This is a genomic window from Pacificimonas flava (assembly GCF_000342165.1).
Taxonomy (GTDB): domain Bacteria; phylum Pseudomonadota; class Alphaproteobacteria; order Sphingomonadales; family Sphingomonadaceae; genus Pacificimonas; species Pacificimonas flava.
Genome location: NZ_AMRV01000011.1, coordinates 33,606 through 56,018 on the forward strand (window position 1 = coordinate 33,606; position 22,413 = coordinate 56,018).

20 protein-coding genes are annotated in these 22,413 nt (G+C 63.6%); 8 read left to right on the forward strand and 12 right to left on the reverse strand.

What is annotated here, in order from left to right; all coding sequences use genetic code 11:
• Positions 1-50: 50 nt before the first annotated feature.
• The 3 genes from C725_RS12835 to C725_RS12845 all read right to left on the reverse strand — a co-directional run bounded on the left by C725_RS12835 (position 51) and on the right by C725_RS12845 (position 2,352).
• On the reverse strand, positions 51-554 hold the full coding sequence (locus C725_RS12835; RefSeq protein ID WP_008603600.1) for a pyridoxamine 5'-phosphate oxidase family protein: 504 nt from the start codon (positions 552-554) through the stop codon (positions 51-53).
• Positions 555-674: 120 nt separating this feature from the next.
• On the reverse strand, positions 675-1,853 hold the full coding sequence (locus C725_RS12840; protein ID WP_008603601.1) for an acetyl-CoA C-acyltransferase: 1,179 nt from the start codon (positions 1,851-1,853) through the stop codon (positions 675-677).
• A 37-nt stretch (positions 1,854-1,890) separates the two neighbouring features.
• The gene (locus tag C725_RS12845) at positions 1,891-2,352 is read right to left on the reverse strand and encodes a MaoC family dehydratase (RefSeq protein WP_008603602.1); all 462 of its coding nucleotides are present in this window, start codon (positions 2,350-2,352) and stop codon (positions 1,891-1,893) included.
• 64 nt (positions 2,353-2,416) lie between these two features.
• Here C725_RS12845 and C725_RS12850 point away from each other — a divergent pair, with 64 nt between their 5' ends.
• The gene (locus C725_RS12850; RefSeq protein ID WP_008603603.1) at positions 2,417-5,404 is read left to right on the forward strand and encodes an L-glutamate gamma-semialdehyde dehydrogenase; all 2,988 of its coding nucleotides are present in this window, start codon (positions 2,417-2,419) and stop codon (positions 5,402-5,404) included.
• A 92-nt stretch (positions 5,405-5,496) separates the two neighbouring features.
• Here C725_RS12850 and C725_RS12855 read toward each other — a convergent pair whose 3' ends face one another.
• The 4 genes from C725_RS12855 to C725_RS16440 form a co-directional block, all read right to left on the reverse strand.
• The gene (locus tag C725_RS12855) at positions 5,497-6,660 is read right to left on the reverse strand and encodes a mechanosensitive ion channel family protein (RefSeq protein WP_243442751.1); all 1,164 of its coding nucleotides are present in this window, start codon (positions 6,658-6,660) and stop codon (positions 5,497-5,499) included.
• Positions 6,661-6,686: 26 nt separating this feature from the next.
• Positions 6,687-7,676 carry a DNA topoisomerase IB gene (locus C725_RS12860; protein ID WP_008603605.1) on the reverse strand — a complete coding sequence of 330 codons (990 nt, stop codon included), beginning with the start codon at positions 7,674-7,676 and terminating at the stop codon, positions 6,687-6,689.
• A gap of 85 nt (positions 7,677-7,761) precedes the next feature.
• On the reverse strand, positions 7,762-9,156 hold the full coding sequence (locus C725_RS12865; RefSeq protein WP_008603606.1) for a DUF5935 domain-containing protein: 1,395 nt from the start codon (positions 9,154-9,156) through the stop codon (positions 7,762-7,764).
• Position 9,157: 1 nt separating this feature from the next.
• A complete protein-coding gene (locus C725_RS16440) occupies positions 9,158-9,295 on the reverse strand; it encodes a hypothetical protein (RefSeq protein WP_008603607.1) in 138 nt (45 codons plus the stop codon).
• A 187-nt stretch (positions 9,296-9,482) separates the two neighbouring features.
• Here C725_RS16440 and wecB point away from each other — a divergent pair, with 187 nt between their 5' ends.
• Both wecB and C725_RS12875 read left to right on the forward strand, forming a co-directional pair.
• Complete coding sequence (gene wecB / locus C725_RS12870; RefSeq protein ID WP_008603608.1) at positions 9,483-10,592, forward strand: non-hydrolyzing UDP-N-acetylglucosamine 2-epimerase; 1,110 nt, start codon at positions 9,483-9,485, stop codon at positions 10,590-10,592.
• Entirely contained in the window at positions 10,589-11,782 is a 1,194-nt protein-coding gene (locus C725_RS12875) for a TIGR04063 family PEP-CTERM/XrtA system glycosyltransferase (protein ID WP_008603609.1), read from the forward strand. The genes wecB and C725_RS12875 overlap by 4 nt, the downstream gene beginning before the upstream one ends.
• Before the next feature lie 19 nt (positions 11,783-11,801).
• Here C725_RS12875 and C725_RS12880 read toward each other — a convergent pair whose 3' ends face one another.
• From C725_RS12880 to C725_RS12890, 3 genes are read right to left on the reverse strand one after another with little or no spacing between them, the layout of a single operon-like run.
• Entirely contained in the window at positions 11,802-13,148 is a 1,347-nt protein-coding gene (locus C725_RS12880) for an SPOR domain-containing protein (RefSeq protein ID WP_008603610.1), read from the reverse strand.
• A 22-nt stretch (positions 13,149-13,170) separates the two neighbouring features.
• Entirely contained in the window at positions 13,171-13,830 is a 660-nt protein-coding gene (locus tag C725_RS15470) for a hypothetical protein (RefSeq protein WP_008603611.1), read from the reverse strand.
• Between the two features lie 32 nt (positions 13,831-13,862).
• Positions 13,863-14,579, reverse strand: a complete 717-nt coding sequence (locus tag C725_RS12890) for a ParA family protein (protein WP_008603612.1) — start codon at positions 14,577-14,579, stop codon at positions 13,863-13,865.
• A gap of 164 nt (positions 14,580-14,743) precedes the next feature.
• On the opposite strand from C725_RS12890, the gene C725_RS12895 reads away from it, so the two are divergent.
• Both C725_RS12895 and C725_RS16245 read left to right on the forward strand, forming a co-directional pair.
• Complete coding sequence (locus C725_RS12895) at positions 14,744-15,718, forward strand: SPOR domain-containing protein (RefSeq protein ID WP_008603613.1); 975 nt, start codon at positions 14,744-14,746, stop codon at positions 15,716-15,718.
• Between the two features lie 245 nt (positions 15,719-15,963).
• Positions 15,964-16,164 carry a hypothetical protein gene (locus tag C725_RS16245; RefSeq protein WP_008603614.1) on the forward strand — a complete coding sequence of 67 codons (201 nt, stop codon included), beginning with the start codon at positions 15,964-15,966 and terminating at the stop codon, positions 16,162-16,164.
• A 7-nt stretch (positions 16,165-16,171) separates the two neighbouring features.
• Here C725_RS16245 and serB read toward each other — a convergent pair whose 3' ends face one another.
• Positions 16,172-17,053, reverse strand: coding sequence for a phosphoserine phosphatase SerB (gene serB / locus C725_RS12905; protein WP_008603615.1), 882 nt, complete (start codon positions 17,051-17,053; stop codon positions 16,172-16,174).
• Between serB and miaA the strand changes: the two genes are divergently transcribed.
• Positions 17,040-17,936, forward strand: coding sequence for a tRNA (adenosine(37)-N6)-dimethylallyltransferase MiaA (gene miaA / locus C725_RS12910; protein ID WP_008603616.1), 897 nt, complete (start codon positions 17,040-17,042; stop codon positions 17,934-17,936). The two genes, serB and miaA, sit on opposite strands and share 14 nt — an antisense overlap.
• Positions 17,937-17,943: 7 nt before the next feature.
• On the opposite strand, the gene C725_RS16250 is transcribed toward miaA, so the two are convergent.
• Positions 17,944-19,914, reverse strand: coding sequence for a CHASE3 domain-containing protein (locus C725_RS16250; protein ID WP_008603617.1), 1,971 nt, complete (start codon positions 19,912-19,914; stop codon positions 17,944-17,946).
• Positions 19,915-20,110: 196 nt separating this feature from the next.
• Here C725_RS16250 and ilvB point away from each other — a divergent pair, with 196 nt between their 5' ends.
• Together ilvB and ilvN are read left to right on the forward strand one after the other, a co-directional pair.
• The gene (gene ilvB / locus C725_RS12920) at positions 20,111-21,850 is read left to right on the forward strand and encodes a biosynthetic-type acetolactate synthase large subunit (RefSeq protein WP_008603618.1); all 1,740 of its coding nucleotides are present in this window, start codon (positions 20,111-20,113) and stop codon (positions 21,848-21,850) included.
• Positions 21,850-22,356 carry an acetolactate synthase small subunit gene (gene ilvN, locus C725_RS12925; RefSeq protein WP_008603619.1) on the forward strand — a complete coding sequence of 169 codons (507 nt, stop codon included), beginning with the start codon at positions 21,850-21,852 and terminating at the stop codon, positions 22,354-22,356. Before ilvB ends, ilvN begins: the two co-directional genes overlap by 1 nt.
• Positions 22,357-22,413: the final 57 nt, after the last annotated feature.

The following is a 22,413-nucleotide window of genomic DNA, read 5'->3' on the forward strand; positions in this document are numbered from 1 at the left end:
CACGCGCCGTGATCCGGCGGGGCCCTTCTCGATAAATATGGTAGTTCCGCTCAGCCGGCGAAGCGCGTTTCGGTTTGATGCTCCTTGGCGGCGTGCCAGGCATTGTCCTTCACGACGGCGGTGAACATCTCCTCAAGGAACGAACCATTGTCCGCCTCCCAGATTTCCGCCCTGCCGAGGTCGAGGCGCAGCAGCGTGATCTTCGGATCCTCGCGACCCTGGTCGAACCAGGCGGCCGTCGTCTTCGACCAGAACTTATCGATCTTCTTCTCGTCATTGTCGATGCTGAGCCGGCCGTGCAGCGAAGCGAAAAGATCGTGGCCCTTAGAGGAGAAGCTGACCACGGCATCCGACTGGCCGGCCTGAAGGCCCTTCACATAGCCGTTGTCGGAAGAGGTGAAGAAGTAGAGCTGGTCGCAGAAATCATCGTCGAACTGCGCCGTCATGGGCTGGCTGTGGCCGCGATCATTGCCGCTGAGCGCCAGCATCACGAAAGGGCTTTTGTCCAGTGCATTCCAGAACTTCTTCTGAAACTTCTCGTCCGCATTCGCCATGATAATCTCCTGATAAGGCTTGCGTTTTCATGTGCCTCGTCAACAGAAATTGCGGCGGTTGGTTCCTTTCAAAACGTCCGGGCGCGGCAACCCGGCGCCGCGCCCGGACGAGACTTCACGTCAAAGCACCTCGAACAGCCCGGCCGCCCCCATGCCGCCGCCGACGCACATGGTCACGCAGACATATTTGACGCCGCGACGCTTGCCCTCGATCAGCGCATGGCCCGTCATGCGCGCGCCGGACATGCCATAGGGATGGCCGATCGAGATGGCGCCGCCATTGACGTTCAGCCGGTCGTTCGGAATGCCAAGCTTGTCGCGGCAATAGATGACCTGCACGGCGAACGCCTCGTTCAGTTCCCACAGCCCGATATCGTCCATGGACACGCCGGTCTGCTTCAGAAGCTTCGGAATGGCGTAGACGGGACCGATGCCCATCTCGTCCGGTGCAAGGCCCGCAACCGCCATGCCGACATAGCGGCCAAGCGGCGTAAGGCCGCGGCGCTCGGCCTCCTTCGCCTCCATCAGGACGGAGGCCGAGGCGCCGTCGGAAAGCTGGGAGGCGTTGCCCGCCGTTATGTTCTTGTCGGGGCCGAGGACCGGCTGCAGTCCCTGAAGGCCGGACAGCTGGGTTTCGGGACGATTGCCTTCATCCTTTTCCAGCGTCATCTCGTGCTCGGAGACCTCTCCGGTTTCCTTGTTCTTCATCATCATCTTGCGCGTCAGGGGCACGATCTCGTCATCGAACTTGCCGGCCTGCTGCGCCGCGGCCGTGCGCTCCTGCGATTGCAGCGCATATTCGTCCTGCGCCTCTCGGCTGACATTGTAGCGGGAGGCGACGACCTCTGCCGTTTGCAGCATGGGCATGTAGATGTCGGGCTGCATCTCGACGAGTTCCTTGTCGACACCCGTGCGCATTTCCGGCGTCTGCACCATGGAGATGCTCTCGACGCCGCCGCCGACGACGACGTCCATATTGTCGACGACGATCTGTTTGGCGGCCGTTGCGATGGCCATCAGGCCGGACGCGCACTGGCGGTCCACCGACATGCCCGATACCGAAACGGGAAGCCCGGCACGCAGAGCGGACAGGCGCGCGATGTTGCCCCCCTGCACGCCCTGCTGCAGCGCCGCGCCCAGTACGACATCATCGACCTCGGCGCCGTCGATGCCGGCGCGCTTCACCGCCTCGCTGATCGCATGGCCGGCAAGCGTCGGCGAGGGCGTATTGTTGAACGCACCGCGATAGGCCTTGCCAATCGGCGTGCGGGCAGTGGATACGATAACGGCGTTGCGCATAGAATATTTCCCTTCGACTAACAAATAATGGAGTTTTTTATACGTAGGTTAAAGTGATCCATTCCGCCTTCAGCGCAGGCTTCTTCTCTCCCTCTATTTCCACGGTCACATCGTAAACCGCCTGGAGAATGCCCTTACCGCGCTCCTTGGCCTCCTTAACCTTGAAATTCGCCCGGATTTTCTTTCCGGATTTCACCGGAGCCATCAATCGGACCTTGTCGAACCCGTAGTTCACCCCCATCTTCGTTCCCTCGACGGGCGGCAGAACCGAATATGCCAGGACCGGCATCAGGGAGAGCGTCAGGAACCCGTGCGCAATGGTCGATCCGAAGGGCGTTTGCTTCGCCCGCTCCGGATCGACATGGATGAATTGGTGATCGCCGGTGGCATCGGCGAACTTATCGATGACATCCTGCGTTACCTCGAACCAGTCAGAGGTTCCGATGTCTTTTCCGTCCCGCTGGACAAATTCGTCCGGCGTGATCGATGAAACTGCCATTTAAGTGCCCTCCACCGGCTGTTATGGCCGATTTTCTAACCCTGTGAAGGACGACTCGCCACCTATGACCACCGCCAGCCTCGACGAATATCTGCAAGACATGCGCGCCATGCACCGGGCGCCCGAAGCGGAAGTGCTGAAGGGATTGATCCCGCCGGCAAGGGTGGAACCGTCCGAGCGCGAACGGATCGAGGATACCGCTCTCGGCCTTCTGGCGGACATCAAACGCGCCGAGCGGGACAGCTGGGTCGCCACCTTCCTGCACGAATACCGACTGAACACGGACGAGGGCGTGGCGCTGCTGGCACTGGCGGAAGCATTCCTCCGCGTCCCCGATCAGCAGACGCGCGACCTGCTGATCGCCGACAAGATCGGCGACGCGGACTGGGGCTCGCATCGGTCGAAAAGCCCCTCCGCGCTCGTGAACTCCGCCACCTGGGGGCTGGTCGTCACGCGGGCGCTTGTCGGCGACGAGGCGAAGAAGACCGCCCTTTCCCGCCTGATCAACCGGACGTCGGAGCCCTTCGTGCGCACCGCCGTCGCCGCGGCGATGCGCGTCATGGGCAAGGTGTTCGTCATGGGTCAGACCATCGAGGAAGCGATGGAACGCATGGACAACAAGGCGCACCGCGGCTTCACCGCCAGCTTCGACATGCTGGGCGAGGCGGCGCGCACCTATGAGGATGCGGAGCGCTATTACGAGGCCTATAGCAGCGCGATCCGCCGCCTGGGCCAATCGAACCGCGATCACGGCCACTCGATTTCCGTCAAGCTGTCGGCACTGCATCCCCGCTATGAGACCGCGCATGCGGAAACCTGCGTCCCCGCACTGTCCGAGATGGTACAGAATCTCGCGGAGGAAGCGGCCGCAGCGAACATCCTGATGACGGTCGATGCGGAGGAATCGGAACGCCTGAAGATTTCGCTCGACGTGATCGAACAGGTCGCGCGCAGCCCGCGGATCAAGGATTGGGACGGCCTTGGCATGGCCGTGCAGGCCTATTCGAAGCGCGCCCGCGCCGTGATCGGCTGGGCAGACACGCTGGGCGCGGAGACGAACCGCCGCCTGTCCGTGCGCCTGGTGAAGGGCGCCTATTGGGACACGGAAATCAAGCTGACGCAGCAGGAGGGGCTGGAAGGCTACCCGCTATTCACGCGCAAACCCGCAACGGATGTCAGCTATCTCGCCTGTTCGAAGGCCATGCTGGAATCGGACCATATTCGCCCCGCCTTCGCCAGCCACAATGCGCTGACGGTGGCGACCATTCTAGACTGGGCCGGCGACCGCCGCGACTTCGAGTTCCAGCGTCTGCACGGTATGGGCGAGGGTCTGTACGAGCGGCTGGTGCGGGAAGACGGGTATAGCTGCCGCATCTATGCGCCGGTCGGCGGCCATTCCGACCTTCTCGCCTATCTGGTTCGGCGTCTGCTCGAGAACGGCGCGAATTCCAGCTTCGTACACCAGCTTGCGGACGAGAATATTCCGGTTGCGGACCTGCTCGCCGACCCGGTCGAAAAGATCGAGAAGGTGAACTGCACCCCCCACCCGGCAATCTCGCTGCCCTCGGACATTTTCGAGCCGGCACGCCGCAATTCCGCCGGACTGGACCTCAACGACTCCCAGATCCTGGAAGAGGTTCATGAGTCGATACGGAACTTCGAACTGCCGCCGCGCCCCGAAGACGCCACGGCCGAGCAGGTGTCGGAGATGATCGACACGGCCTCCCTCGCCTTTCACGAATGGTCGGACCTGCCGGTGGAAACGCGTGCGGCCGCGCTGGAGCGACTGGCCGACCTGATGCAGGAGGACATGATCCCGCTGATGGGCCTGTGCGCGAAGGAAGCGAAGAAGACCTATCAGGACTGCGTGGACGAAGTGCGCGAGGCCATCGACTTCTGCCGATACTATGCCCGCCGCGCCCGTGCGGACTTCACGGAGATGCCGCTGCCCGGACCGACGGGAGAGACGAACACCCTGCGGCTGGAAGGACGCGGCGTCTTCGGCTGCGTCGCTCCGTGGAACTTCCCGCTGGCGATCTTCACTGGCCAGATGGCCGCAGCGCTGGTGGCAGGGAATACCGTCATCGCCAAGCCCGCGCCGCAAACCTCGCGTATCGCGAAGGCGGCCGTCGACCTTGCGTACAAGGCCGGCATTCCGCGCGGTGTCCTGCACCTTGCGCCAGGTGGGGCGGAACCGGGCCAGGCACTCGTCAGCGACAAGCGGGTGGCCGGCATCGCCTTCACCGGCTCGACCAAGACGGCGAAGGGGATTCAGCGCACGCTGGCGGAAGACGATACGCGGCCGATCGTACCGCTGATCGCGGAAACGGGCGGCCTGAATGCGATGATCGTCGATTCCACCGCACTGCCGGAACAGGTCGTCATGGACGTGATCGCCAGCGCGTTCCTGTCGGCGGGACAACGCTGCTCTGCCCTGCGTCTGCTGCTGGTGCAGGAAGACGTTTACGACCGGACATTGCACATGCTGGCGGGCGCCATGGATACCATGATCGCCGGCGATCCGGTCGACCCAGCGACCGACATCGGCCCCGTTATCGACACGGATGCGCAAACCAAGCTGAACGATTATCTGCAGCGCGTGCGTGAGCGGATCGTGCACCAGATCGATGTGCCGGATACGGATACGTTCGTGCCGCCCTCCATCGTGCGCCTGAGCGAGATCGAAGATCTTGAGCAAGAATGGTTCGGGCCGATCCTGCACGTGACCACATGGAAACAGGGGCAGCTGGCGGAAACGGTGCGCCGAGTGAATGCGCTCGGCTTCGGGCTGACCATGGGCGTTCATAGCCGCATCGTCGATGCTGCCGATCAGGTCGCGAATGAGGCGCGCGTCGGCAATCTGTACGTGAACCGCTCCATGACCGGCGCCATCGTTGCGTCGCAGCCCTTTGGCGGCGAGCGGCTTTCCGGAACGGGACCGAAAGCGGGCGGGCCGAACTACCTGCCCCGCTTCGCCGTCGAGCGGGTCGTGACGGTCGACACGACCAGCGCGGGCGGGAACGCCAGCCTGTTGTCGATCGACGCGACCTGACGGTCCCGCATCCTGTTCAAAACGAAAAGCCCCTGCGCAGCGAACGGCCGCGCAGGGGCTTTTTCTTTGCCGCGTCTTACGGATGCGGCGAACTATTCTCCGCCGCTGCTCGGGCTGTTCGCCTTCACCGCCGGCGAGGTTTCCCGCGGATCAATCGGCTTGCCGTCCGGCCCGGCGAGGAAGCCCATCTGCGTCGGATATGCAAAGTCGATATCCGCGTCTGCGAACCGCTCGGCCATCGTCACCATAATATTGTGCCGTCTCTGCATCATCTCCGCATAGTCGGCACTCTCCGAGTAGAAGACCATCTCATAATCGATGGAACTGCCGCCGAAGCCGGTTGCGTGAACGCGGTCGAACGTCGTTCCTTCTTCCGCCTCCACGATCCCCTTCACCATCGATTGAATGGCATTCAGCTGTTCGGGCGATGTCTGGTAGATGACGCCAAAGGGCATCACCACGCGGCGACGCTGAAACAATGCGAAATTGTGAATATTCTCACTGAGAAGGTTCGTGTTGGACACGACGATCTGCTCGCCGGACAGCGCGCGCAGCCGGGTCGTCTTAAGGCCGATCGCCTCGACCGTACCGGTCGTTCCGCTGAAATTGATGGTGTCGCCCTTCTTGAACGGCTTGTCGAAGATGATCGACAGGGCCGCGAACAGGTCGGCGAAAATCCCCTGGGCCGCAAGGCCGATGGCGATACCGCCGATGCCGAAGCCAGCGATCAGCGCAGTGACGTCGACACCGAGATTGTCGAGAATGACAATGAGGGCGATGCCCCACACGAAGATATTGACGAGCAGCCGGATGAGGCCGAGCGCATTGGCCAGCGTTCCGTCCGAATGGTCCGCGGACATCGCCTTACGCTGGATCAGCGCGATGACGACTTCCCGCACCCAGATCGCTGCCTGTATGACAAAGGCTACGGTGAAAAGGAAATTCACGACCGCCATGAACCCTGCCGGCGGGGCGGCGATCAGCGACACGATTTCCGCCGAAACCAGCATCAGGAACCATTCGCGCGTTTTCGAAAGGACGCGCGCGACGATCCCGCGCCAGCTGGTCCCGTCATGTTCGTCGGGATTTCCCAGCATCCGGGCAAGTGCGGAGCGTGCCATCGTGAGAAGAAGGTACAGAACAACGCCTGCACCGACATAGATCAGCGCCTCCGTCGAATCTTCAGCGATCCAACGGCGAATATCCCCTAGAAAACCGAACCCGCTTGCCGCGAACTCACGCGCATCGTCTTCCACCTGCAATCGAAATCTCCTGGCGACAGTCAGTCATACCGGCCCAAAAATTCGATCAGGCCTCGTTCGTAGGACGCCAGATATTTCGTTTTGCGGGGCAGTTTCAACCCTGCGACCGAGCCGCACCCGTCATTCTTCACACATTCGATCAGCGCCGGATGCACATAGGACTTGCGGCTGATCGTGATGGTGTTTCCCAGTCTTTCGGCAACCGGTGTCAGCATATCCTTGAGCGTGATCCCGCCGTCCGATTTGACGATTTCCCAGAAGGCGATGGCGCTGGCGTGCCAGGTCCGAAAGTTCTTGGCCGTGAAATCACCGCCCATCGCGGAGCGAATATAATCGTTGACCTCGCCCGACGAGACACCGCGCGTCCGTCCCCCCTCATCGGTCCACGCGAAGAGATGCTGGCCCGACAGGTCATGGCAACGCTTTGCCAATCGCGCGAGTGAGGCGTCGCTGAGACGGATGTTGCGGTCCTTGCCCCCCTTCGCTTTATAATGAAGGTGCACCGTGTTCCCGCTGACCTCCGCATGTGCCTTGGTCAGCGTCGTGGCGCCATAGGCGCCGCTGCGCGCGTAGCTGCGATTGCCCACCCGCAGCGCACCGATGTCGAGCATGCGCACCGTCGCGGCCAGCATTCGCTCGAACGACAGGTTCCGCCGGCGCAGATCGGCCTCGACCCGCGCGCGGATCTCGGGAAGTGCGCAGCCGAAGGCGGCCGTGCGGCTGAACTTGTCCGCCTCCTGCTGCGCGCGGTAATCGGCATGATAGCGATATTGCTTGCGGCCCTTGTCGTCGCGTCCGGTCGCCTGCAAATGTCCGTCCGCCCATCGGCAGTACCAGACGTCGGTATAGGCGGGCGGCACAGCGAGGGCGTTCAGCCGCGCGATTTCCTCCGGCGCGGAAATCCGGTCGCCATCCGGTGCGAAATAGTGCCAGCCCTTGCCACGCCGGCGTCGCGAGTAACCGGGCTCTGTATCGTCGACATAGCGGAGATCGGATGCGGAGGCGGCCATAGGTTCGGTTGGAACGCGGACCGGCCCCGCCCGTTCCCGCCCGCTTGGAAAGACCCCCCGCAGATCATCATGATTCGATCAGCCCTTACGCGGACACACGACGGCCTCGTAACGACGCATTCCGGGAACGCGTAGCTTTGGCGCCTCGCTGATAAGGTTCCAGTTTCGAAAACTGATAGTTCTTTACCGCTACCGTAAGAGCCACAATGTTAAAGAGCGCCGGCTGAAATGCGATCCCGACAAACAAAGAGCCGGTCATTAACACAGGAACGTAGATCATAATCGCGCGGCCAAACGAAGAACACCATTCCGCATCCGATACGCGATCAGACCCTTGTTCTTCCACTATATCTTTATTCTTCTTGTGCAAACGCATCCCGGATAAGTAGAAAACCACCATGATAGAAGACCAAATAAAAAACCCGATATAACCTGTCTCTCCAAGAACCTCAAAATAACTTGAATGAAACGCACGAGCTTTATCCGTAACTGTCCGATAAGTGGTGTTTGTAGAGTCTTCAGATCCAGAGGTTTCTACAAGCGTTACCTCAACCGAATTTATTTTATAAAGATCAAATCCACCACCCAAAGGATTGTCTTTTAGATAATCAAGCGTCCAATTCCACACTGCAATTCGCGTTGACGCGGACTGATCCGCCTGAAAGCTGCCTATGGTATCCATACGATCTGTGAAGCTCTTCGGAACAAAGGGTAGCGCTAATAAGAACGCTATAGATATAGCTGTTGCGTAGAGTATTTTTCGTTTCGATTGCCACCATAGTATCACCAAAAGAACACCCAGAGCCAAGAGACCGGTCCTAGCTTCGGAACCAAAGGTGATAAGAATAAAGGAAAGGCTTAGTCCGCTCGCCAATAAGAACGTGATTTTCGACGGAGGAACGAAGCTATTGTTCTTATATAACCACCAGACCAGTGGAATTGTGGCACAACCGACTGTCGAGAGGATGCTTCCTTCGTAGAGGCCGGTGTTATTACTGACCAGAAGGCTCAGGGTGCCGTAGCCGCCGCCGCCCATCAGCGTTTTCAGGCCGCCGGAGATCGTGATTGCGCTCATGCTGAAGATCATCACGGCAAGCGCGGCCTCGATACGCACGCGGTTCGTCAGCACGAAGGGCAGGAAAACGGAGAAGAGCAGCGCCTTCGATACCCAGTCCCACTTGGCCGATCCGTCGACCTCGCCCCATCCGAAGGTGGCGAGCGTGGCCCAGCCGACGAGAAGCAGCACCAGAACCTGAAGCGTGTCGAGGCGCAGGCGTCGTTCCCGGTCGAACAGGATGTAGGCGAGAAACGCACCGGCCCCCAGGATCATCGCAACAGGAAGCTGGTTGAAAAGGTAATAGCCCATGCGCTGGGGCTGCAGGAAGTCGACCCAGAGATATCCGAGCGCCATGAAATAGGGCACGCGGAAACTGCTGATCACGAACGCGAGCAGGATCAGGACGAGGAAAATATCGCGCATGTCAGCGGCGCGCCTTGCGAATGCGGCTGGCCCGCTCGGCATGCTCACTGGCGCGCTTGTCCATCTCGTAGCGGATGGCGCGCCACAGGAAATATCCCATGCAGCCGTGCGCAACAATCAGGGCGAAATTGTCGATCATCCGTTCAACTCGTCATTCGGTGCAACCGCGATAGCAGCCCGCCGCCGCCGCGCCTACAGAAAGCGAAATCCGTAGCACGCTGGCCCTTGCGAAGGCCCGCCTTGCTTCGCATAGACAAGCACGCATTAACAAACGGCCCATAAATTGATGCCGAAACGCAGACGCCCTCCAGCAAACGGGGAAATTCGTGACATCACGCGTCCACCTGATCGCCGCCGCGCGGCCGAACTTCATGAAGGTCGCGCCGCTTTATCACGCGCTGACAGCGGCGGGGGATTTCACGCCCGTGCTGATCCATACCGGCCAGCATTACGATGCGAACATGTCGGACGACATCTTCCGCGACCTGTCGCTGCCCGCCCCCGACCATCATATGGGCGTGGGGTCCGGCAGCCATGCCGAGCAGACGGCCGGCGTCATGGTCGCCTATGAAAAGATCGCATCGGAGGATCGGCCGGATTGGCTGGTGGTGGTCGGCGACGTGAACTCCACCGCCGCCTGCGCGCTGACCGGGACGAAGTTGCATATTCCCACCGTCCACCTGGAAGCGGGCCTGCGCTCACGCGACCGGGCGATGCCGGAGGAACTGAACCGGCTGATGACGGACGTTCTTGCCGACGTTCTGTGGACGCCGTCCCCCGATGCCGACGCGAATCTGGCTGCAGAGGGCATACCGGCGGACCGCATTACCCGCGTCGGCAACATCATGATGGACAGCCTGGAGCTGATCCGCCCCCGTCTCGATGCGGTGGCCGCAGCCGCTGGCATGGATCTGCGTCCCGGCCATTATGGAATCGTCACGCTGCACCGCCCCTCAAATGTCGATACGGAGGCGATGCTGTCCCCCATCGTCGATGCCCTGGCAGAGGCTGCGCAGCGTCTGCCGCTCGTTTTTCCCCAGCATCCCCGGACGGCCGCCCGGCTGGAGGCGTTCGGACTGAAGGGGCGGCTGGAACGCGCCGGCGTGCGACTGGTGCCGCCCCAAAGTTATCTGCCCTTCATGTCGCTGATGAAGGACAGCGCCATCGTCATTACCGACAGCGGCGGCCTGCAGGAGGAAACGACCTATCTGGGCATTCCCTGTCTGACGCTGCGCGACAACACCGAACGGCCGATCACCATCGACGAGGGAACGAACCAGCTGGTAAAAGCTGACGGACTGGTTGCGGCGCTGGATGCCGCGCTCTCTGCGGACCGGACGACGCGTTCCAAACCGGAATTCTGGGACGGCGAAACGGCACTGCGCTGCGTCGAGGATCTGCGGCGACGCGCCGGGCGGGGTAACGAGCCGGCATGAAGATCCTGCACGTCCTCGATCATTCGCTGCCGCTGCACAGCGGATATTCCTTTCGCACGCGCGCGCTGATCGAGGGGCAGAAGCGGCGGGGCTGGACCCCCGTCATGATGACGACGCCCCGCCACCGGCAGGGCGGGCCGAACCCGGAACATGTCGATGGCCTGACCTTTCACCGAGCCCCCTCGCCCGGCCCCCTGCCGCTGCTGGGAGAGATCCGGGCAACGAGGCGGAAGGCCGCCGAGCTGATCGCAGCCGAGAAACCCGATATCGTCCATTGCCATTCGCCCGTCCTGACGTTCCTCGGCGCACGGGGAGCAGCGCAGGCGGCGGGCCTTCCCATCGTCTATGAAATCCGCGCCTTCTGGGAGGATGCGGCGGTCGGAAACGGCACGGGGCGTGAAGGCGACTTCAAATTTCGCCTGACGAAGGCCATGGAGACGTCCGCCTGCCGCCAAGCGGATGCGGTGGGGGCGATCTGCAACGGGCTGATTGACGATCTGAAGCGTCGCGGCATTGCGGAGGACAAGCTGTTTACCGTTCCGAACGCGGTCGACCTGACGCAGTTCGGAACGCCGGAACCGCGAGACGAGGCGCTGGCGGCAAGGCTGGGCTTTGAAGGTGCCGAGGTCATCGGCTTTCTGGGGTCCTTCTACGATTATGAGGGGCTGGACGAATTGATCGCCGCCATGCCCTCCATTCGCGCGCGTCGTCCCGCTGCGCGGCTGCTGCTGGTTGGCGGCGGCCCGATGGAGGCGGCCCTGAAGGCGCAGGTGGACGCGCTCGGCCTGTCGGACTGCGTGACCTTCACCGGACGCGTGCCCCATGCGGATGTGCCGCGCTATTACTCGCTGGTCGACATCCTGGCCTATCCGCGCAAGCCGATGCGCCTGACTGAGCTGGTGACGCCCTTAAAACCGCTGGAGGCGATGGCGCAGGAAAAACTCGTCGTCGCAAGCGACGTCGGCGGTCACAAGGAGCTGATCGAGGATGGCGTGACCGGAACCCTGTTCAAGGCCGGCAACCCGCAAGCCGCCGCGACGGCGGTCAGCGACCTTTTGGCCGAGCGGGAGAGCTGGCCGCAGCGTATTCAGACAGCCAAGCGCTGGGTGGCGGAGGCGCGAAACTGGGATCGGACCGTCGCCAATTATGCGCCGGTCTACGAAAGGCTGATTGACCGCCGCCGCAGCTGACGACCGGGGGCGAGGCCATCTAGCTGTTGAACTTCCCCGCCCGAACGAAGCAGCCATCGCCGGCAGCCTTGACTGCACGGCACAGCGTCTGCGCATCGGACACACTGTCGAAGCGGCCTACGGACAAGCGGTAATAGGTCGTGCCGTCGATATGCGTACGGCTGCGCATGGCGGTATAGTCGGCCAGAAACGCGCTCCGCGACTTCAGGACCTGCCAGTTGCTGCGCGCATCCTCCGCATTCATGTAGGACCCCAGCTGTACGAGCCATTCCCCCGCCTGCGCCGCCGTTGGCAGCGCTATGCGTGCCGCCGTACCGTTCTGCGCTCTCGCCCGCGAAGGTTTCGATGCCGCCTGCGAACGGCGGGGCCGGAGCGGAGCGGCCTCGCCTGTTCGAACGAAGGCGTCCGGAGCGCTGTTCGTCTCGCGAGGCTCCGGTGCTGGGGCGGGCACCGGTAGCTCGGCGGACGTCACCACAGCCTCCACCGCCGCCCGCGGCCGATCTTCGGGCGATGCGGCTGCAATCCGCGTATCCTCCGGCGCATAGGCAAGTTCCAGCGGCCGCCCCGGATCCACCGTCTGCGGTGAAATGCCGAGCAGCGTCACGGTACGCCACGCGCTGTCGTCGCTGACCGCCAATGCCGCCCAGGCCGCCACCCGCTTTTCCACCTGTTGCGGCGGCAGGTCGATGGCGGCGGTTGCCCGGGCGTCGTTCCAGCGACCGGCAAGCGCCATGGCCAGCGCCAGGTTCTGACGCGTGCGAGCCGTCGAGGCGCCGCTGCGAACGGCGCCCTCGAGCGTCGCAAGCCCCTGCGAGATGTCGCCCAGGAGGACTTCGGCGAGCCCGATATCGGCGACCCGCGCGGATATGGGACCGGCAGCGGCAAGCAGCGATCGCGCATCGGCGGTGTCGCCGAGCGCGAGCGCGGCAATCGCCGCGCCGATCTTGAGCTCCGGGTCCTGCGGTGCAAGCGCGATCAGGTCCGCATAGGCCTGACGCGCGGACCGGAAACGGCCCCCGGAAAAATAGGCCTGCGCAAGCGTCAGACGCGCGCCTGCCGCTCGCGGATCGGCGGCAATGGCGCGTTCTGCAAGCGCGGCGGCTTCATCGAAATTCCCAGCGATCCGGGCCTTCTCGGCATTCTCGGCAAAACGATGGGCACTGCCCGCTGCGCCGCGATTTTCGAAGGGCGATGGACGCGTCATTCTTGCTTCGCGCTCAGCAAGTGTCCGTTCTATCAACGCGCGGGTCGCGGGTGCCTCGCCGAGCGTCGTCGGACCCGGCGTGCCGCCGGCGCACGCGGCCAGCAACAGGACGGCGATATGCACGGCCGTCAGCGCTGCTATCCTGCTCCCGAATTTTGGCATGATCTTCGGTTCCTCTTGCCCTTCAGGCCGGCAGATCGGAGTGATGGCGCTCGAGATATTCGTCGAGCGCCTCCGTCAGCAGGCGCTGGGCACTGGTGTGGGAGAAGGCGCAGGCGAGACGCAGTTTCAGGTGACGCTGCTTGTCGAGCCGAAGGGTGAAGGCGGATTTTGCGTTCATTCCCGGAACGGCGCGCATTTTTGGCGCCGAAGCGTCTCTCTCTTCCTCCTGCGGATTGCTTTCGCTCGATTCCGCGCGAAGCCGGGCGAGAAAGGCGTCCTGCTCTGCACGGTCGTCGGCCGCAAGCCTTGCGCCCGCTTCCGCCTCCCAGACACCCTCGGACATTTGCGGCGTTGCCGACAGCCCGGCGGCGAGATCCCACTGCTGTCGTCGTGCCGGAGACATGGATGCGGCAGCCGAGAAACTCGCGGAGGCCGTATCCGCCGGAGCGACGATGCCGGTAACCTTTTCGCTCGGCAGCAGCGAGGCGCGCTGTTCGGGGGTCAGCATATCGGCGCTCATCGCCTCCGCGCCGCCCATATCGTTCCACCCGCAATCATCGTCGGCGGCGGAGGGATCCCCCGCGTCGAAGCGGTAGGCCTGCGGCCGCATGGCGGGCCGGGCGCCGCCCTTGCGCGCCAGAAGGCTGCCGGTCAGCGCGCCGAAGGCTTTTTCCTGCATCATGATCGTCGAACGCCCCCTGACTGAACCGGAACCTAAAGCGCCGCCTTGCGGCCGAAGCCGCCGGCACCGCGCGGCCGCGGGGCGGCAATGGCGGCGTGCCCGGGCGCGTTGAACACGGTGCGGCGGAAATTCCGTTCCAGCCGGCCGGCAACATAGGACCAGAGCTGTTCCATCTCGCCCGCGGACTTGCACTTCGGATCGACCTCCATGACGGTGCGGCCATCGATCATGGAGGCGGCATAGTCCGTGCGGTGGTGCATGGTGACGGGGGCCAGCGTGCCGTGCTGCGACAGCGCGACAGCGGCTTCGTAGGTGATCTTCGCCCGGGCGGTCGCGGCATTGATGACGAAGATCAGCGGCTTGCCGGCCCGTTCGCACAGATCGACCGTGGCACCGGCAGCGCGCAGATCATGCGGGCTGGGGCGCGTCGGAATGACGACGAGTTCGGCAACGGAGAGAACGCTCTGGATCGCCACCGTAATCGCCGGAGGTGTATCAATGACCGCGAGTTTGAAGCCCTGCCCGCGCAGAGCCTCCAGATCCGTCGTCAGCCGCGCGACGGTTGTCTGCGCGAACGCGGGCGCCTCGCTTTGCCGCTCGTTCCACCAGTCGGCGAGCGAGCCCTGCGGATCGATGTCGATTAGGACGACCGGACCGGCCCCCGCTCGCTCCGCCTGCACCGCGAGGTGACCCGACAGGGTCGTCTTGCCCGATCCGCCCTTCTGAGACGCAATGGCCAGAACCCGCATGATGTCCCCCGAATCTTTTTGGCCCACTGTTCGAGGGTGGAGACATGCGCCGATATGGCCTAATTTTCGGTAAAGGCGGGTTCACTGGGTATTCAAGCAGCCTATTGCTATAGGCGCGGACGATTGAAAGGAGCAGGCGTCTCCGCACGCGTTCAGGACAGGTGATGATGATGAAGCGTTTCGGCCCGGTGCAGGCGGCCCTTTTTCTTGCGGCACTGTCGGCGCTGCCCCTTGGCGCCTTTCCCGCATCGGCGCAGACGGCTGCGGAGGAAAGCGACGATGTCGAACGCGGTATCGCCGAGTGGCAGGCCGGTGATTACCGCGCGGCGGTCATGACATGGCTGCCGGCTGCCGCGCGCGGCAATGCGCACGCGCTGTTCAATTTGGGCCTGGCGCACCGACAGGGCCGCGGGGTGCCCCAGGACATGGGGAAGGCGGAGGATTTCTTTCGCCGAGCAGCCGCCAAGGGCCATGCGCCGGCACGAACCTATGTCGGCATCTTCCTCGCCAAACGCGGAGAGACGGCCGAAGCCATCGATCTGTGGCAACAATCGGCGCGAGAGGGCGATCCCTATGCGCGCTACATGCTGGGCGTTCGCTATTTCAACGGCAAGGATCTGAAAAAGGACGTACCGCGCGCCTATGGCTACATGCTGGTCGCCTCGAACGCCGGTCTGACGCAGGCCGGAAAGGCACTTCGCCGGATGGACGAACTGGTCAGCCCGGAGGAGCGCCAGGCGGGCGAACGGATCGCGGCGCAGCTGAGCGCCCCCGGAACGCCGGCACCGGCCGCGGGAACGCCCGGTGCGCCTGCCATTGCCAACGTGCCCGTGCCCGCCCCGCGCCCGCAGGCTTCGACTGCGTCCGCATCCTCCAGCCGCAGCCGCCCGGCCGCCGCGACCGGCGACTACCGCGTGCAGCTTGGTGCCTTCTCGCGCCGGGAACTGGCAGAGGCGGGCTGGAAAGCCATGCAGGCCCGCCATCCGGCCGTTCTTTCGGGCCTTTCCCCCGTCTATGCCCAATTCGAGGGCGGATACCGGTTGCAGGTCGGCGGCTTTCCCGCACGGGGCGGGGCAGCCTCCCTATGCGCACGGATCCAGGATGCGGGTCAGCCCTGCTTCGTGGCGGCGGCAAACTGAGCGGCGAAGCGCGTTAACGGAATTTTTGGCGAGCCCGCTTAGGCGTTCCCACTTCGCCCGATTGCAGTCAGCCGCCACAACCAGGAGTCGTGATGTCCGATACCCTCCGGTCCAATAATGCCGGCTGCGTGTCGTTTCCTTCTGCGCGAGGCCCTGCGGATCCACCGGTCTGCATTCTGGACGCGGAAGTCGGGCAATGGCCGTGCCGAATCCGCAGCCTTTCGGCGCGGGGTGCCTTTCTGGAGATGGTTGCCCGCCCGCCCCTCGGAACGGAGGTCTATCTCTTCCACCCGGAGGTCGGGGCGATCGTGGCGGACGTGTCCGCCCACAGGCTCGACGGCATCGCGGTCGAATTCATCCTGACGGAAGAATCGAGCGCGTTCGCCATCGCGGTCCATGCTCATGACATGACGCGGCCCGCCGATCCTGCACAGCGCGCCGGATAAGCCGCCGCTAATCCGCGGAACAGGTCCAGCGCCGCTGCGGGATGCCGAGAGCAAACAGGATCGCCGTCAGATCGCCGTTCCGTATGCGTGCGTCCGCCGCCTCCGCCAGGGCAGGCTTCGCCCTGTAGGCGAGGCCAAGGCCGGCAGCCCTGACCATCTGCAGGTCGTTGGCGCCGTCGCCGACGGCAATTGCCGCCGATACAGGAACGCCCATCTGCCGCGCTTCGGAGAGCAGCAGCGCCTTCTTGGCCACCGCATCGACGACGGCCCCGTCAAGGTCGCCGGTCAGACGGTCGGCGCCCAGCCCCAGCACATTGGCCTGGACCACGTCGAACCCAAGCGCATCCGCGACCGGCTGCGCGAATGCTGTGAAGCCGCCGGACACCAGAACCGTGCGTACGCGCTCTGCCCGCAGTGTCGCGATCAGCGTTTCGGCGCCCGGCGTGAAGCGCACCCGTTCTTCGCGGCAGCGGTCGATGGCGCTGCGATCGAGTCCCTTCAGAAGCGAAACGCGCCGGCGGAGGGCAGCCTCGAAATCGAGTTCACCGCGCATCGCCGCCTCCGTCACCGCGGCAACCTCCGCCTTCAGGTTGGCGAAGTCGGCAAGCTCGTCGATACATTCGACGGCAATCATGGTCGAATCCATGTCGGCGACGAACAGGCGGCGCTGCCGCTCGGATTGCCGCTGAACGAAGACGTCGGCGTGCGGCAGCGCCGCCTCGATTCGAACCGTCAGCGCCCCGGCATCGACGTTTTCTACGGGCAAGGACAGATCGGCCGCGCGGTCATCTGCAAGCCAGCCTGCGAAGGTGCCGCCGGAAATTTCGCTGGCGAGCGACACATCTGCGTCCGATAGTGTCGGCGTGCCGACCAGAGTGACTGAAAACATCGAAAACCTTCCCGAAAAACCGCCGCTGGCGGTCATCGCAGGACCGACCGCCAGCGGCAAGTCCGCGCGCGCGCTTGCGCTGGCGAAGAGCCTTAACGGCGTGATTATCAATGCGGACGCATCGCAGCTTTACAGCGATCTGCGGGTGCTGTCGGCGCGGCCCGACCGGGAAGAGGAAGCGGAGGCGCCCCATCGGCTGTACGGCCTCACCGATGCGGCGCAGGCCTGTTCCGCCGCGACCTGGGCGGAGATGGCGAAGCGGGAGATCGTGGCGGCCCATGAGAGCGGCCGGCTGCCAATCCTCGTCGGGGGCACCGGCCTCTATCTCAATACGCTGCTGCGCGGCCTTGCGCCGGTTCCGGAGATCGATGCACCCGTGCGCGCCGGAGTACGCGAACTCTCGACCACCGCGCTGGCAGCCGCACTGTCGCGGGAGGACGAGAAAATGGCCGCACGGCTGCGGCCCAGCGATACGCAGAGGCTTGCGCGCGCGCTGGAGGTCATGCGCTCCACCGGCGTCTCGCTGGCCGACTGGCAGGAACGCCGGCAGGGCGGGATCGCGGGGTCCGTGAGGCTGACGGTCGAGATCGTCGACCGACCGCGGGCAGATCTTTATGCCCGCTGCGATGCGCGCTTCGACGCCATGCTGGCCGGCGGCGCGCTGGAGGAGGTTCGCGCGCTGATGGGGCGCGGTCTCAGCGCGGACCTACCGGCGATGAAGGCCATCGGCGTGCCGCCGCTCGCCGCCCATCTGGCGGGACAGACGACCCTTGCCGAAGCGACCGAACTCGCAAAACGGGATACGCGGCGCTACGCGAAGCGCCAGCAGACCTGGTTTCGCACACAGATGCGCTGGGCAGCACAGGCCCTCACGCGCGGCTGAGGCAAGCCTATCCGTCGACCGCACGCCGTATGGCGATCGCAAGCTGGTCCACCGTGTAGGGTTTCCGCAAAAGATCGCCCGGCGGATCCAGTTCCCTTGCATCGACGCCGGCTGCCTGCGTGTAGCCACTGGTGTAGAGAACATTGATGTCCGGGTAGTCGCTGCGAGCCGCGCGCGCGAGCTGGTCGCCGCTTTTTCCCGGCATGACGATGTCGGTGAAGAGCAGGGAAAAGGCACCGTCCTTCTGCGCCAGGATTTCAAGCGCAGCATCAGCGGACTCTGCCGCTTCCACCTCGTACCCCATCTCGCGAAGAACATCGACGGTCAGGTTCCGGAGCTGATCCTGGTCTTCAACGATCAGGACGCGCTCTCCGGGCCGCGCTTCCGGCATGAATCCCACCGGATCGGCATCCAGCCGAACGAACTCCTGCCGATGCTCCCCCTCTGGCAGGAACAGGCGGATGGTGGTTCCCTTGCCGGGTTCGGATTCAATCTCGATGGCGCCGCCCGACTGGATGACGAACCCGTGAACCTGGCTGAGGCCGAGCCCCGTCCCCTTGCCCACCGGCTTCGTCGTGAAGAACGGCTCGTATACCTTTGCCAGAACGTCGGCGGGCATACCTTCTCCGGTATCGGCGATGGAAATGGCGGCATAGATTCCCGGAGCCAGAACATGGCCGTTCAGATCGCGGGCCGTTTTCAGTTCCTCGCGAGCGCTGGCGATGTTCAACGTCCCACCCGCCGGCATCGCATCCCGGGCATTCGCTCCCAGATTGATGATGACGTTTTCAAGCTCTGCAGTGTCGACGAACACGGGCGGCGCATCGGTCGCGAAATCGAAGTCGATCTGGATCTGCTCACCCAGCGTCCGCTGCAGAAAGTCCCGCAGGTTCCCGAGAAGCTCGTTCGTGTCCGTCACCTGAGGCTTCAGCGACTGCTGACGTGAGAAGGCAAGAAGCCGCGCCGTAAGCGTGGCGGCACGGTCGGCGCCCTCGAGCGCATTGTCGATCAGGCGCTGGAGCTTCTCATCGTCCCTCGTGCGGCGTTTCAGGAGATCGAGACTCCCGATCACGACCGAGAGCATATTGTTGAAATCGTGTGCGATGCCGCCGGTCAGCTGGCCCACCGCCTCCATGCGCTGGGCCTGACGCAGGCGTGCCTCCGCCGATTCGCGCGAGTGCGCCTCGGCAATCAGCCGCTCGTTGGCGACCGTGAGTTCCTGCGTACGCTCCGCAACGGCTGCTTCCAGAGCCTCATTCTGCGCCTCGATCAGATGCTCGCGCTCTGCCGCTCGGTAGGCGCGGGTCAGGAGCGCCGCGAGCGCTATGACCGCCACCAGCGCGGCCACCAGAAGCGCCGTTCCGAAGATGGCCAGGCGCTGAATTGATTCAGAGGTCTCCGATTCGGCGGTGGCGAGCGCCGTGCGCCGCTCTTCCAGCCGAACTTCTTCCTGACGGCGAATTTCCTCCGTCATTTCACGAATCTGTTCCATGAGGCGGCGGCCATAGCCGGTACTGATGTCCTGCCTTGCGGCAGAAACATCCCCACGTTCGACCATGCCGACAACGCCCGCCATCTCCTCGAGCTTCAACTGCGCAATGGTGCGCAGCGAGTCGATGGTGGCAGCGTCCACCGCGTCATCACCGATGAGCCGCGCAAGCGTATCGATACGAGGCTGCACGCGTGAGACATTCTCATTGTAGGGATCGAGAAACACCGGATTTTGCGTCAGTGCAAAGCCGCGCTGGCCACGCTCCGCATCCTGCAGGGCGTCGTAGACTGCCGCTGCAGCCGAGATGGTTGCGTTCGACTGCGAATAAAGCTGCCCAGCCTCCAGCCGCGCGCCGTCGTCGCCGACCGCCTGCTGAAACGCGGCCGCGCTGAGAACACCGATCCCGACGAGGCCCGCAACCAGAGCGAAAAGCGCCGCCACCCAAAGATAAAGTTGCCGCGCGGTTCGCGGCACGGATTGATTCATATCAATACTCTTAGCGGTTCGCGGGCGCGATGTAGACCCACCTCTGTGGTGAGGTGAATTGCAATATTGGGTTGATTTGCGACATTTAATGTCTCGATATGATGTTGAATGGACATTCCCTGTCTGGTAGCGGCCCCTCTCCGCAGACGGTAAAAGCCGCTTCCGCGGGCAGAAACGGAAATGGGAACTACGGAAAATGGCATCCGGCGCAGAAAATCTGGTGCGCGCGCTCGTTGAACAGGGCGTCGATACGGTCTTCGGGTATCCGGGCGGCGCCGTCCTTCCCATTTACGACGCGCTGTTCGAACATCCGCGCATCCAGCACGTCCTCGTCCGCCACGAACAGGCCGCCATCCACGCGGCCGAGGGGTATGCCCGCTCAACCGGGCGGCCTGGCGTCGCGTTGGTCACCAGCGGCCCGGGGGCGACGAACACCGTCACCGGCATCACCGACGCGCTGATGGATTCGATACCGGTGGTCGTCATTACCGGACAGGTCGCGACGCACCTGATCGGCACGGACGCATTCCAGGAATGCGACACCGTCGGCATCACGCGTCACTGCTCCAAGCACAATTATCTGGTGAAGGACCCCGCCCTTCTCGTCGGTTCCGTGAAGGAGGCGTTCCGCATCGCCACCACGGGACGACCCGGCCCGGTGGTCATCGACGTTCCCAAGGACGTGCAGGTCGAGGACGCGCCCTATGAAGGGCGACACGATCTGCACAAGGGTTATCGTCCGCCGCTGAAGGGCGACCGCGCCGACATAGAGGCCGCTGTCGATATGCTTGCCTCCGCAGAGCGGCCGATCCTCTATGTCGGCGGCGGCGCGATCAATTCCGGCCCCGGCGCCTGCCAGCTCGTCGGCGACTTGCAGCGCAGCCTGAATGCGCCCGTCACCGCGACGCTGATGGGTCTCGGCGCTTTTCCGGCCTTCCACGAGGCCTGGCTGGGCATGCTGGGCATGCACGGCACGTTCGAGGCGAACATGGCCATGAACCAGTGCGACGTGATGTTCTGCATCGGCGCGCGCTATGACGACCGCGTCACCGGCCGCATCGACGCCTTTTCCCCCAATTCCAAGAAGATCCACATCGACATAGACCGCTCATCCATCAACAAGAATATCCGGGTGGATCAGGGTATCGTCGGCGATGTCGGCCATGTGCTCGAGGATCTGATGCGCCTGTGGCGCGCACGCGGTATCAAGGCGCCGGCGCATGAGGAATGGTGGAACCGTATCAAGGGCTGGCGCGCACGCGGCTCGCTCGATTACGTTCAGGAGGGACGCGACGATATCCTGCCGCAGCATGCCATATCGCGGCTGCACGCGCTGACGGCCAAGCGGTCGCCGATCATCACCACGGAAGTGGGGCAGCACCAGATGTGGGCAGCGCAGTATTTCGGGTTCGAGAAGCCGAACAAATGGCTGACCTCCGGCGGGCTCGGCACGATGGGATACGGGCTGCCGGCCGCCATCGGCGCGCAGCTCGGCAATCCGGGCGCGCTGGTCATCGACATTGCCGGCGAGGCATCGATCCAGATGAACATCCAGGAACTGGCGACTGCCAGCCAGTACCGGCTGCCGGTCAAGGTCTTCGTCCTCAACAACGAATATATGGGTATGGTCCGGCAATGGCAGGACCTGACCTATTCCGGACGCCGCGCGCACAGCTATTCCGAAAGCCTGCCGGACTTTGTAAAGCTGGCAGAGGCCTATGGCTGGAAGGGGATGCGGATCGAGGATCCCTCCTCGCTGGATGACAGTATTGCGGAAATGATCGCGCATGACGGGCCGGTTTTCGTCGATTGCCGCGTGGCGAAGGTGGAGAATTGCTTCCCCATGATCCCGTCCGGCGCCGCCCACACGGAAATGATCCTCCAAGGCACCGAGGTCACCGGGCGGGTCGAACGCGATGCGGAGGCGCTGGTCTGATGCGCGGGAAAGAAACACCGCATACGCTGGCGATCACGGTCGACAACGAACCGGGAGCCCTTGCCCGTATCGTCGGCATGTTCTCCGCGCGGGGCTACAATATCGAGAGTCTCACCGTGGCGGACATTTCGGAACGCCACGACGTCAGCCGCATCACCGTCGTGACGACTGGCGACGATCACGTCATCGAGCAGATCATCGCGCAGCTCGACCGGCTGATTCCCGTTCACAAGGTCACCGATCTGACCGCGTCCGGCGGCCATGTCGAACGCGAGATGGCGCTGGTAAAGGTTGCCGGCAAGGGCGATGCCCGGCTGGAGGCGATCCGGCTGGCCGATATCTACCGCGCACGCGTCGTCGATGCGACGATGGAAAGCTTCGTGTTCGAAATCACCGGATCGGCGGAGAAGGTCGACCAGTTCGTCGACCTGATGCGTCAGATCGGCCTCGTCGAGATCGGCAAATCCGGTATCGTCGCGATCAGCCGCGGCAAGGACGCTGCCTGATGGAGCGCCGGCGAAAGTCTTGCCTCATGCACGGCACCTGAACATCCGGAAAAAGCA